Raw genomic sequence first — 12,271 nt, forward strand, 5'->3', positions numbered from 1 at the left:
GCGCGTCACACCGCGTGCTGTTTGACCAGTTGGTCGCGCAATAAATCGATCGCGCGCGCGTGCAGCCGCGACGACCAGCTCTTGGACAGACCGAGTTCCTTGCCCGCGTCCTGCAGCGTCTTGCCCTCGTAGTAGTGCTTGCGCAAGAAATGGGCCTCGCGCTCCGGCAGCGCGTCGATCGCCCGGGCAATCTCTTGCCGCAGCTCGCGCAGCGCGACCACGTCCTCCGCCGACAGGCCGAGCGCCTCGGGTTCGCGGCCTTCGGCCAGGCGCGCGTCGAGGCTGGTGACGAACACCGTCGCCATCCCCGCGACCGCCTCGTACACGGCCCGCAGGTCCTCCTCGACGCCGCCCGCGGACGCCGGCGCGCCCGGCGTCCGCCGCGCCGCGTCGGCGTCGGCAAGAGCGGACAGGTAGTCGTCCGCCTCGCGCTGCGCTCGCAACTTGTCGTACTCCGTGCGCGGAATGTGGGCCATGGACCGCACGCCGTCGTAGATCGCACCCCGGATGCGGTAGTAGGCGAACGTGCGGAACGACGCGCCGCGATCGGGATCGAATCGATCGGCCGCCTCGAGCAGCCCGGCCGTGCCGAGCGCGATGAGGTCGTCCATCTCGACGTGGCGCCCGACTTTCCGGTACACCTGAGACGCGGTCGTGCGCACGAGATCCATGTGCTCGTCCACCAGCTTGTTGCGCACGTCGCCCTGAGCCACGCCCCGACGATACAACGATGGCCGCCTTCACCCAACTCGAGGACCGCGACGTTCGCGCGCTCGCCGCAAAGTTCCACCTCGGCGCCGTGCGCGACTGGGCGCCGATCGCGGCCGGCACGGTCAACAGCAACTTCCGCATCGACACCGCCCGCGGCCGGTTTTTCCTGCGCATCAACGAGGGCAAGACCGAGGCGGACGTCCGCTACGAGGCCGACCTGGTCGACGCGCTCGCCGCCGCCGGGGTGCCGACCCCGCGGCCGCTGCGCGCCGGCGGCCGGCCCTACGCCCGGCACGGCAACCAGTTCGCCAGCGCGTTCGCGTGGGTCCAGGGCGTGCACCGATGCCAGGCCGGCGTCACGCCGGAGGACGCCTATCGGGTCGGCGCCGCCCTCGGCCGGCTGCACCGGGCCGGAGCGCCGCTCGCAGCGCGGTTCGACCGCCCGGGGATCTACACGTACGCCCACATCTGCGACCGGGTCGCCGCGATCCGTGCGGTTGGCGCACCCGAGCTGGCCGACGCCGAGGCGATGCTCGCGGACGAGATCGCGTGGCTCGACGACCGGGCCGACGTGCGCGCCGCCGCACCGCGCGGCGTGATCCACGGCGACCTGTTTCGAGACAACGTGCTGTGGGACGGCCGAGACCTCGCGGCGCTGCTGGACTTCGAGCAGGCGTGCACCGGCTCGCTGACCTACGACCTCGCCGTCGCGATCAACGCGTGGTGTTACGGCGACACATTCTCGCCCGCGCTGATCGCCGCGGTCGTGGCCGGCTACCACCGCGAGCGGCCGCTGACCGCCGCCGACCGCGACGCCCTCTACGTCGAATGCCGGGCGGCCGCGATGCGTTTCGCAGTGACGCGCATCACCGACATCCACCTGCGCGACACCACGGCCACCAAGGACTTCCGACGCTATCTCGAACGGCTCGCGCGCTGGCGATCACTCGGGCGGTCCGGCCTGGCTCGCCAGGCGGGTCTGGACCTGCTCTAGGTACTCGCGCAGGGCCGCCCGGTCGTCGTCCGTGAGGTCGACCCACTTGATGCCCATGTCCTGCGGTTCCTCCCGGTTGCACCATACGACCTCGCCCTGCAGCGACAGCTGCTTGCCCAGGTCGGGAAAGTTGACGACGACGTCGACCCGGGTGCCGACGTCTTCGACCGACGGCGTCCGAATGCAGATGCCGCCGAGCGACACGTTCTGGATCGCGTGGTACAGCAACACGTCGGTGCCCGCGTAGTCGACGTAGGCGTTGACCTCGAACCGCGGATGCGCGCGCGCGTGATCGGACACGTTGGCCTCCCCCGAAGCTCCTTGGCTGAGGATGCCTCACGACGCTCGTTTCTTCAAGGGGTTGCGCGGCGCCGCGGCGGAGCCGTTGACAACGCGGCCGCGGCCGCGGAATACGATGCGGCCGCCGGGCGTAGACACTGCGCCCCCGATTGCGAGAGGCTCACCTACCCATGCGACGGACTCTGTTGGCCATGCTCGTGCTCGCCGCCGCGGCCTGCGGCGGCGGTGTGCGCACCATCCAGGGCACCGAGGTGCCCGACACGCCGGACAACCGGGCGATCATCGCGACGATCGAGAAGTATCGGCTCGCGGTCGAGCGGAAAGACGCCCCCGCCCTCGTGATGCTGGCGTCCCGCGACTACTGGGAGGACGGCGGCACGCCGTCGGGCGCCGACGACTACGGCTACGCCGGGCTCAAGCAGGTGCTCGCGACCCGGTTCCAGCAAGCCGACGAGATCCGCTACTCGATCCACTACCTGCGGATCCGCCGGCACCGCGACCAGGCGTTCGTGGAAGCCCACGTCCACGCGAGTTGGACGGTCAAGGACGCCCGCGGCGAGGTCGTCCGGCGCGACAAAAAGAGCCAGGAGCAGTTCGTCCTGCGCTACGAGGGCGACCGCTGGAAGTTCCTCAGCGGGATGTGACCGCCGGGGTGTGACCGCCGGGCCGCGCCCCGGCCGCGCTGCCGCCGTCACGGCAGACGACCGGTTCGACGCCAGCGAATGCGGGCGAGCCAATCGCGCGCGGCCAGGCGCCGGCTGGCCGACTCGCCCGCGGCACCGAGGATCGCCGCCGCCCGCTCCACCGCGGCGTCGTCGCCGGTGCGGTACGCGGCAACCGCGAGCAGCTCCGCGGCCTTGCGGCGCACGAGCGGATGGAGCGGCCGGTCGAGTGCCCGGCCGAGCGCGGCGGCCGCGTCGGCCCAGGCGTCGTGGCGGAACAGCTGGAACCCGACGAGGTAGTGCGCCAGCCCCGCCGCCGGTTCGGCGGCCGCCGCGGCCGCGGCCCGCGCCACCGTCACCACCGCATCGAAACGCCGGTCGTGCGGGTGGTCCCAGAAATACGCGCGCAGCGCGGGTCCGGCCGGCCCGGCGTGGTCGACCGCTTCGCGGCGGGCCGCGACCTGACGGCGCAAGTCGTCGTCGGCCGGCAACGCCGCGGCCGCGGCCAGCTCCCGCCGCACGTCGTCCCACCGGCCGTCGCGCCCGGCCAGGTCGGCGAGCGCCACGAGCGCCTCGACCCGCGCGGTCGGCGGCGCCGCGCCGTCGTCCGCGATCGCGCGCAGCTCGGCGGCCGCCTCCGCCGGACGGCGGTCTCGCAGCAACAGCTCCGCCAACTCCATGCGATAACGCGGCTCGTCCGGCGCGTCGCGGCACACGCGCCGCGCCAGCGCGATCGCGTCGGCCCGCCGGCCGCTCGCCGCGAGTTGCGCCATCCGTTCGCGCCGCCGCGCAATCGCGTGCGGGCACGGCCGCTCGAACACCGAGCGCCGCGTGAACCGCTCGCGCGCGGCCTCGGCGACGCCGTCTGGAAGTTCGATGGTTCGCAGGTAGGCGCGCCACTCGGCGGCGAGCGCGCCGAGCGTGCGCCCGTAGGCCGCGGCGAAGTCGCCGCCGGACGCATACAGCGCGCGGAACCGCGCGGGACCGTAGCGATCGAGCAGGTAGTGCAGAAACGACCCGGCGGTGGTGTAGCTGCGGGCGGGTGCGAACGCGAAGAATCCGACGCCGAGCAGGCGCTCGACCGGTGGCTCGACGCCGAGCACTTGCATCGCGCGGACGTTCTCGTCCGGAGTGAGGTCGCCGCGGTGGCCCGGCCAGTCGGCGGCCACGGCCGCGCCCTCGATCAAGCCGGCGTTGAACCGCACCGGCAGCCCGAACACCGCGCGCGCGCTCACGCCGAAGATCGGATCGCCGAACGACCCCGCGACGACGTGCGCGATCTCGTGGCGCAGCACCGGGTGCGGAAACGGCCGGTGATCGACAAAGATCTGTCGCGCCCACGGCTTGGCCATGTGAACGCGCTCGGCGCCGAACAGCCGCCGCTTTTGATCGGCGTCGCGAAAGTAGTACGACACGATCTTGGCACCGCCGGGCCGCAGACCGAACGCGCGCACGACCTGCGCGTAGCGGAACTCGTGATCCTCGGCGATCAGCGCGATGTCGCGCTCGATGTCGCCGCCGAGCGGGTAGTAGATGACGAAGTGATCCGTTTCGTACCGGCCGCCGAGTTCGGCGCGAATCGCGTCGTCGTCGATCCGAAACCCGAGCTCGCCGCCGCGCGCGGCCAACAGAATCGCCACGGCGGCCGCGGCCGCCGCCGTGGCGATTGGCCGCCGGCGCGGGCCGGCCGGCCGCCGCGACCGCGACGCGATCCGCGCCGACAGGGTTGGCACGTCGACCACCGCCGCGACCGCCGCGGCCGCCGCGACCGCGACCGCCGCATGAAACGCGCGCGCCCAGTAGAACGCGGCGGTCAAGTCGATCCGCTCGTCGTACAGGTTGCCGGGGAAGTAGCCGCCGAACGCGCCGTACGCGAACACCGGCGGCTCACGGTACACGCGCCACAGCGCCGCCGCCCACGACGCGACCACGATCGCGAACGGCGCGGCCGCGGCGCCGCGGCGCGCGCCGACGGCGACCGCGGCGACCGCGCCGGCCGCTACGCCGGCGAGGCCGGAGCCGACCGCGAGGCCCGCGTACGCCTCGAGTCCGAACGCGAGGTCGCAGTTGCGCACGCGCAGCGCGTTGAGCAGCAACAGCACCGCCGGCGGAACGAGCAACGCCCCCTCGACGGCGGCGGCCCGCGCGATCACCCCGGCCACCGCGCGCCCCGGAGCGAGAGCGTGATCGAGGCGGCGCGCCGGCGTGGCCCGCGCACGCCGGACGAGCGCCGCACCGAGGTCGGCGCCCGCGACGCTGGCCACCAGTGCCATGACGAACGACGACGGATACGCCAACCGGTCCAGCAGCGGCGTGAGCGCACACAGGATCGCGACCGCGACGTGCACCGCCGCCCACAGCTTGACGCGGCGCGACCGCATCAGCGCGCGCGCCGCCGCGTCCAACCTAGCCGACATGCTCCACGTTGTCGCACGCGGCGCGGCGTCGCGCGAAGAACCGCCCAGTCGACATCGCCGGGCATCTTGACATAGAGTCGGAGCTCGGATGACGGACGGCGCCGACGAAAACGACGGGAGGCAGGCCGCCGGCGCCGAGGACGACCGGCGGGGCGATCCTCGCCAGCCGATCGAACTGAAGGTCGAGTACAAACGCCTCAACAAGTTCTTCGCCGACTACACGAAGAACATCTGCAAGGGCGGTACGTTCATTCGCACGGCGAAGCCGCTCGACGTCGGCACCCAGTTCGTGTTCAAGCTGTACGTCCCCAAGCTGGACGAGCCGCTGCGCCTGCACGGCGAGGTCAAGTGGATCGTGCGCGCCGAGGACATCGACATGTCGCTTCCGCCCGAACGCCGGCCGGAGCCGGGCATGGGCATCCGCTTTTTGTACGCGGACGAGCGCGAGCGCGACCGGCTCGAATCCGTCGTGGAACGCCTGATGGTCGACAGCCTCGGTCGGTTGTTGTCGTCCAAGCTCCTGGGCAAAACGGGGCCGCGCGGTGACGGGCCCAAGTGACACGGCGTGCGCCCCAACGTGAACCGCGCGCTCCGCTACCTGGCGCCCAACCTGATCACCGCGACCGGGATCGTGTTCGGCCTGGCTTCGATCGAAGCATCTCACGCCGGGCGCTACCGGGACGCCGCGTGGTTCGTCATCTGGGCCGTGCTCACCGATCGGCTCGACGGCCTGGTCGCGCGACTCGTGCGCGGCACCAGCGAACTCGGCGTGCAGCTCGACTCGCTCGCCGACCTGATCGCATTTGGCATCGCACCCGCGTTCTTGATCTACGCATCGATCGGCGGCAGCGAGCGGCTGGCGTTTCACGACGGGACCGGCCGCGCTGCGCTCGCTGCCGGCGCCGTGTGCTGGGTGCTCGGCGCGAGCTTCCGGCTCGCGCGCTACAACATCACGACCGAAGACGAGGGCAAGCCGCGCGTGTTCTTCGGCGTGCCGACGACGCTGGCGGCCGGCACGACCACGATCTGGTACCTCGTTTTGCTCAAGTACGCGCCGGCCAGTGGGCCAATCCCGGCGCCCGCCACCGGCGAGGTCCACCTGCTCGGCACCTGGTCCACGCCCGACGGCGCATGGACGGCGTTCCCGATCGCGCTGTACGCGGGCGCCTTCCTGATGGCGTCCAACCTGCGCATCCCGAAGCTCGGCCTCGCTCGGTCGCGCTGGGCCACGGCGTTTTTGTCCGTCAACGTCGTCCTCGGCTACGCATGCGGCATGCTGCGCGCCTACCCGGACTTCATGTTTTGGATGCCGACCGCGTGGCTGTCGATCTTCCTGGTGTGGGGGCAGCTGTCGCCCGCCGCCCGCGCGATGAAGCCGCCGCCGATCTTTCCGCCGGTCGATCCGCCGCCGGGCCGCGAGCCGCTCCGGCCAGAGGACGACCTGCTCGAAGACGCGGACCTGCGCGACGACGACCTCCAGTTCTGACCGCGCGCCGCGCGTCACGGCACGGGCGGCGTGTACAGCTCGACCACCTCCACCGGCCGCCCGTCGGCACCGACGCCGCCGGCCACCACGACCTGGTCGTTTCCGAGCGCGACCGCCGTGGCCCCGGTCCGTGGAACGACCAGCGGTACGCTCGCCAGCGGCTCGAGCGTGTCGGCGTCGACCACCTCGGCATCGCCGAGCACGCCGCCGGCGCCGTCGGTGCCGCCGGCGACGACGACGAGGCCGCCGGCCCGGGCGACCGCCGCATCGGCGCGCGGCGTCGCCAGCGCGCCGGCGACTGCGTCGAAGGCGCGGTCGCCGCGGCGATAGCGCGCAAGCGCCGCAACCGGCGCGCCGTCCGGCCCGCGACCGCCGACCACGAGGGCATCGCCGTTCGGCAGGGCGACGACCGCATGGCCGGTGCGCCGAAGGCCCTCCGGCGCGTCCGGCAAGTCGCGGAACGCGCCGCCCGACAACACCGCGGCACCCGCCGTGCCCACGCCGGCGCCGACCACGAGGACCTCCGCGTCGCCGGCGTCGGACACGGCCAACAGCGCCGGTACGCCGTCGAGCGGGGGCGCGCCGTCGACCGCAGTCGCTCGCCCTCGGCCGCCGTCGAGCAGCACCGGCGGCACGCCCGCGACCAGGAACGTCTCGCTGCCGGCGAGCGCGATGCGGTCGCCGGTGCGCGCGAGCGCGGGATCGCTGTCGAGTTCGACGTACCGACCGGCCGGCGGCACGTCCGTCGCGAACCGCCAGAAGGTCGCGGTCGGCTCCCCGTCGGGCCCCTCGCCGCCGAACAGGTAGACGAACTGCCGCAGGCCGGCCGCCGCCGCGATCGCCGCGCGCGGCTCGGGCAGCGGGTCGCCGACCTGCAGGTCGTGAAAGTAGGCATTGTAGATCGCCAGCGAGTCGACCGGCGCGCCGTCCGCGTCGCGCCCGCCCGCCCACAGCGCGCCGAACGGCAACGCGGCCGCGCCGATGTCCGTGCGCGCCGGCGCCAGCGCGACCGGCGCCTCGGACCACCCGTGCGGCGGCGCGACGTACACCGTCACGCGGGCGTCGATCGCGGACATCGGCAACACCGGCGTCTGCCCCCAGACCACCACGTCGCCGGCCGCGTCCAATCCCTCGAACGCGACGCGGGCGGCCTGCCCGCGCGCGTCGACCTCGAGCGACAGCGCAAACCCGCCGTCGGGGCCGCGCGCCGACTCGACCACGGTGACCGGATCGGTGAGCGTCAGCCGCACGCGGTCGACGCCCGCGAGCGGATCCACCCCGGGCGCGGCGACCAGATCGATGTCGATGGTGCCGGTCGCGCCCTGGCACGCGCACAGCGCGACGGCGAGCCACGCCGCCCGCCGCGCCGTCACGCGAGCGCCTCCACCGCCGCCCGCGCGCAGCCGACGACGCGCACGGTCTTGCGCCGACCCGTTGCACCAGCAACGATCTCGACGTTTCGCTTCGGTACGCCGAGCGCCCGCGCTAGCGCGGCGATGACCGCCGCGTTGGCCGCGCCGTCCACCGGCGGCGCGGTGACGGCGACCTTGAGCCGATCGCCGCACACCGGCCCCACCTTGGCCCGCGATGCCCGCGGTTGCACGAGCACGTCGAACCGCCAGCCGTCGCCGTCCGCGCGCACCGCCCACATCGCGTCACTTGGGCGGCAGCGCGGCGCGACCGAGTTCCCGCGCGCGCAGCGTCGCCGCCTCGACCGCGTTGATCAGCGTCGTGCGCAGGCCGCCGGCTTCCAGCGTCGCCAGTCCGGCGATCGCGGTGCCGCCCGGCGACGTCACCATGTCCTTGAGGCGCCCCGGGTGCTCGTCGGTGTCGAGCAGCAACTTCGCGGCTCCCATCACGGTCTGCGCGGCGAGGCGCTGGGCCGTGCGGCGCGACAGGCCCATCTTGACCCCGCCGTCGGCAAGCGCGTCGAGCACGAGGAAGATGTAGGCCGGACCGCTGCCCGACAACCCGGTGACGGCGTCGAGCTGGCTCTCTTCGAGTACGACCGTGAGGCCCACCGCGTCGAACAAAAATCGCGCGGTTTCGACGTCCTCGTCCGTCGCGTGCTCGCCGGGCGCGATCGCCGTCGCACCCGCGCCCACCAGCGCCGGCGTGTTGGGCATCGCGCGAACGACGTGGGTCTCCGCGCGCAGCAGGTGCTCGATTGCCGCCGTCGGCACCCCGGCCGCGATCGACACGACGAGCGTGCCCTCGCGCATGTCGCTCGCAATCTCGCGGACCACGCGGTCGAGAATCTGCGGCTTGACGCTGAGGACGACGATATCGCTGCGCCGCACCAGTTCGACGTTGTCCGTCGTCGCGAACACGCCGTAGCGCGCGCGCAACTCATCGACGCGCTCGCCGCGCGGCGCGGAGCCGCCGATCCGCTCGGGCGAGATCCCCGCCGCCAGCAGACCGCGCAGCAACGCCTCGGCCATGTTGCCGCAGCCGACAAATCCGATCGTCTTTCCGGTTTTCACCACGCGGCTATCCTATGACGAAATCCTCGCGCTCGACCGGTGCGCGCCCGTCGAACCGGGCCAGGCTGCACCGGTCGAAGATGTCGTGCCGGGCGCCGCCGGTGAGCAGCTCCGCGTACCGCACGCCGATGACCGGCGCCATCATGAACCCGTGCCCGCCAAACCCGCTGCACAGAAACAAGCCGGGCACGCCGGGCGCCTCGCCCAGGATCGGCTGGCCGTCGTCGGTCATGTCGTACGGACCCGCCCACTGTCGCAGGATCTTGATCTCGGACAGCCCCGGCATCAGCCGCACGAGCTCGCGCGCATACGTCGCGAGGAACTTGAGCCGGGAGCCCATCGCGATCGTGGGCCGCTCGCCGGTGAGCGATACGCCACCGACGATCTCGCCGCGCATCGACTGACTGCAGTACAACCCGGTTGCGAGGTCGGACACCATCGGCCCGAGAAACGGCTTGAGCGGCTCCGACGAGCAGATCTCGTGGCGAACCGGATAGGTCGGCAGGTCGACGCCGACCATGCGCGCGACCGCGGGCGACCACGCCCCCGCCGCGTTGACGACGCGCCGCGCGCGCACCGCGCCGCGCGGAGTGTGCAGCGCGAATCCACCGGGTTCCACGTCGATGCGGTCGACCGGCGTGTGCGTGTACACGCGCGCGCCGAGGCGCGCGGCGCCCTGGGCGTAGCCCCACAGAAACGGCCACGGGAACAGGATGCCGTCGGTCGGGTTGAACGCCGCGCCGAGCACGCCGCGCGTGTCGAGCTGCGGCACGATGTCGCGCGCCTCGTCGGCGTCGATCATGCGGGTATCGACGCCGCAGCGGTTTTGCAGCGCGACGTTGCGCTCGAGCCGCTCCAGATCGCGCCGCCGGCGCGCGAGGAACAGGTAGCCGCCCTGGCGGAACCAGATGTTGACGCCCATCTCCTTGGCGAAGCCCCGGCACAGCGCGACCGACTCCTGCATCAGGCGGATGTTGATCTCGGTGGACCACTGCTGGCGAATACCGCCGCCGTTGCGTCCCGACGCGCCGCCCGCGAGGTAGCCGCGATCGATCACGACGACGTCCGTGAGGCCGCGCTTGCACAGGTTGTACGCGATCGACAGCCCCATCACGCCCGCGCCGACGATCGCGACCTCCGCGCGGTCCGGAAGCGGCGCGCCGCGCGGCATGACACCGGGCGGCTGCGCGCGGCGACTCACGGCTCCTCCGGGGCGGCGTCGACCGGATAGCACGCGGCCGGATCGCGCACGAGCAGCTTCAACGGCACCGGTTCGATCGGCGGCCGGCTGGTGAACGGGGCGATGTCCGCGGCCGCCCGGCCGCTGCGCTCGGCCAGCAGGCGGGCGATCAGCGCGTGGCACTCCTTGCCCTGGCACGGGCCGGTGCCGAACCCGGTGTAGCGCTTGACCTCCTCGATGTCGTCGTAGCCGCGGGCGAGAGCGTGGTCGATGTCGGCCAGCGTCACGTCCTCGCACCGGCACACGATGATCTTTCCCTTGCGCGTCATGCGAGAGCCTCCCGCGCGGCCGTCGCCCCCGCGCGCTCGCCCTGGTCGGCGGCGGCGCGCGGACCGACGAACCCGCACACGTCGCCGCACGCGAACACGCCGGCGACCGACGTGCGCCCGTCGGCGTCGACCTCGACCGCGAACCCGCCGCGCGCCGGGTCGAATCGGACGGCGCAGCCGTGCTGGCGCGGCGCCTCGGACGCCGGCGACGGCGTATCCCATACGGCGACCAGGTCGCACGGTACGCGGTCGACCCGGCCGCCGCGGTCGACATCGACGGCCTTGACCCACACGCGCCCGCGCACCCCGACCACGCGCGCGTCGTCGCCGTCGACCTCGACGACGTCGCTGCCGGCGCCGCGAAGCGCCGCCGCGAGCGCCGCGGGATAGTCGCCGCGCCCGACGACCACGGCCCGCGTCCCGGCGACCACTCGGTGGCGCACCAGCAGCCGGCCGACCGCGCGCGCGGCCATCACGCCCGGCCGATCGTTGTTGACGAACAACTGGTTGATCGCGTAACCACCCGTCGCGTAGACGTAGCGGCGGGCGCGCACGCGCGTGAGCCGCTCGGGGGACGCCACCGCGAGCAGCCCGCCGTCGTCCTCGGGATAGAACGCGACGGCGGTCGACCGCGACGCGAAGCGCACACCGGCCCGCCGCGCCGCGTCGACGCGAGCCTCGACCGCCGCGCGGCCGGCCCGCGGATCGGCCCATTCACTGCCGCCGGCGACGTCGTGCTCGTCCACCAACAGGACGTCGGCCCCGGCCGCCGCCGCCGCCGTCGCCGCGGCGAGCCCCGCGGGGCCGGCACCGACGACCGCGACGTCCGGTTCGTCGACGGCCGGCTCGGGAAACGCCGGCGCCGGACGGTCGGGCAGCTCGCCGAGGCCGCCGAGCTGACGAACCATCCGGTTGACGACGGAGTTGAGCACGCGAGAGCCGGTCATCAGGGTGTGGTGGTCCATCCCCTGGGGAAACAGCCAGTCGACGGCACCGAGCACGTCGAGGTCGGGCGAGGGGTAGGCGTTTTGCCCCGCGACCTCCATGCCGTCGCGGCACGGCTCCATGCACGCGCGCACGTTCGGCACCCCGTCGACGCGCATCAGGCACGCGCCGCAATGGCCCTCGAGACAGAAGAACCCGCGCGGGCGGTGGTACTTGAGCGAGCGCGACAGCACGCGCACGTCGCTCGCGGACAGCGCGACGGCCACGCTGTCGCCGGCGTAGGCGCGCACCGGGCGGCCGTCACAACGGAGGTCGATCGGGCGGGCGTCCTCGGCCAGGGGAAGGCGTTTCACGGCCGGCGTACTGTATCCCGAATGACCGCGGCGCACGTCGCGCCCGCGGCGGATCGCGCGAGCCGCGATCGCCGGCTGAGCAGTTGTCGCGCGTCGCGGGAATCGAGTAAGGTGCGGGCTCAGAGGGCCGGGGTCGGCACTCGGGGAGCAACCACCATGTCGCAAGCCACCAGGCCGTGTCCGTATTGCGGCGCTGCCGTACTCGCCGCGGCCCAGCACTGCGGGACGTGCGGCAGGCCCGTGCCGCCGGCGCCGGGCGGATCCGGCGGTCCAGCCAAGACGATCTTCGGCGTGGCGCCGCCGACCATCCAGCCTCCGGGCGGAGCGCCGGCCGCGCCGCCGCAGCAGCCGGGCCCACAGCAGCCGGCCGCGCCGCCGCAGCAGCAGCCCGCCCCGCCGCAACCCGGAGTC

The 12,271-nt window shown here is 73.3% G+C and carries 11 protein-coding genes and 1 pseudogene; 4 read left to right on the forward strand and 8 right to left on the reverse strand.

Annotation, left to right across the window (positions count from 1 at the left end):
- Positions 1-5: 5 nt before the first annotated feature.
- On the reverse strand, positions 6-713 hold the full coding sequence (locus tag D6689_02485; GenBank protein RMH44378.1) for a sigma-70 family RNA polymerase sigma factor: 708 nt from the start codon (positions 711-713) through the stop codon (positions 6-8).
- Between the two features lie 17 nt (positions 714-730).
- Here D6689_02485 and D6689_02490 point away from each other — a divergent pair, with 17 nt between their 5' ends.
- Entirely contained in the window at positions 731-1,705 is a 975-nt protein-coding gene (locus D6689_02490) for a homoserine kinase (GenBank protein RMH44379.1), read from the forward strand.
- On the opposite strand, the gene D6689_02495 is transcribed toward D6689_02490, so the two are convergent.
- Positions 1,655-2,038 (reverse strand): PilZ domain-containing protein, encoded by a 384-nt coding sequence (locus tag D6689_02495; protein ID RMH44380.1) that lies wholly within the window; start codon positions 2,036-2,038, stop codon positions 1,655-1,657. The two genes, D6689_02490 and D6689_02495, sit on opposite strands and share 51 nt — an antisense overlap.
- A 137-nt stretch (positions 2,039-2,175) precedes the next feature.
- Here D6689_02495 and D6689_02500 point away from each other — a divergent pair, with 137 nt between their 5' ends.
- Positions 2,176-2,649 carry a hypothetical protein gene (locus D6689_02500; protein ID RMH44381.1) on the forward strand — a complete coding sequence of 158 codons (474 nt, stop codon included), beginning with the start codon at positions 2,176-2,178 and terminating at the stop codon, positions 2,647-2,649.
- Positions 2,650-2,696: 47 nt separating this feature from the next.
- Here D6689_02500 and D6689_02505 read toward each other — a convergent pair whose 3' ends face one another.
- Complete coding sequence (locus D6689_02505) at positions 2,697-5,072, reverse strand: hypothetical protein (GenBank protein ID RMH44382.1); 2,376 nt, start codon at positions 5,070-5,072, stop codon at positions 2,697-2,699.
- A 100-nt stretch (positions 5,073-5,172) separates the two neighbouring features.
- Between D6689_02505 and D6689_02510 the strand changes: the two genes are divergently transcribed.
- Together D6689_02510 and D6689_02515 are read left to right on the forward strand one after the other, a co-directional pair.
- Positions 5,173-5,643, forward strand: coding sequence for a TIGR02266 family protein (locus D6689_02510; protein RMH44383.1), 471 nt, complete (start codon positions 5,173-5,175; stop codon positions 5,641-5,643).
- Between the two features lie 6 nt (positions 5,644-5,649).
- A complete protein-coding gene (locus D6689_02515; GenBank protein ID RMH44384.1) occupies positions 5,650-6,570 on the forward strand; it encodes a hypothetical protein in 921 nt (306 codons plus the stop codon).
- Between the two features lie 14 nt (positions 6,571-6,584).
- On the opposite strand, the gene D6689_02520 is transcribed toward D6689_02515, so the two are convergent.
- From D6689_02520 to D6689_02540, 5 genes and pseudogenes are all read right to left on the reverse strand, one after another.
- On the reverse strand, positions 6,585-7,943 hold the full coding sequence (locus tag D6689_02520) for a hypothetical protein (GenBank protein RMH44385.1): 1,359 nt from the start codon (positions 7,941-7,943) through the stop codon (positions 6,585-6,587).
- The gene (locus D6689_02525) at positions 7,940-8,221 is read right to left on the reverse strand and encodes a hypothetical protein (protein RMH44386.1); all 282 of its coding nucleotides are present in this window, start codon (positions 8,219-8,221) and stop codon (positions 7,940-7,942) included. The genes D6689_02520 and D6689_02525 overlap by 4 nt, the downstream gene beginning before the upstream one ends.
- A 4-nt stretch (positions 8,222-8,225) precedes the next feature.
- A complete protein-coding gene (proC, locus tag D6689_02530; protein RMH44389.1) occupies positions 8,226-9,053 on the reverse strand; it encodes a pyrroline-5-carboxylate reductase in 828 nt (275 codons plus the stop codon).
- A gap of 7 nt (positions 9,054-9,060) precedes the next feature.
- A pseudogene (locus tag D6689_02535) lies at positions 9,061-10,562 on the reverse strand (FAD-dependent oxidoreductase).
- Positions 10,559-12,262 carry an FAD-dependent oxidoreductase gene (locus D6689_02540; GenBank protein ID RMH44387.1) on the reverse strand — a complete coding sequence of 568 codons (1,704 nt, stop codon included), beginning with the start codon at positions 12,260-12,262 and terminating at the stop codon, positions 10,559-10,561. The pseudogene D6689_02535 and the gene D6689_02540 overlap by 4 nt, the downstream one beginning before the upstream one ends.
- Positions 12,263-12,271: the final 9 nt, after the last annotated feature.

The sequence above is a fragment of the Deltaproteobacteria bacterium genome (assembly GCA_003696105.1).
Lineage (GTDB): Bacteria > Myxococcota_A > Polyangia > Haliangiales > J016 > J016.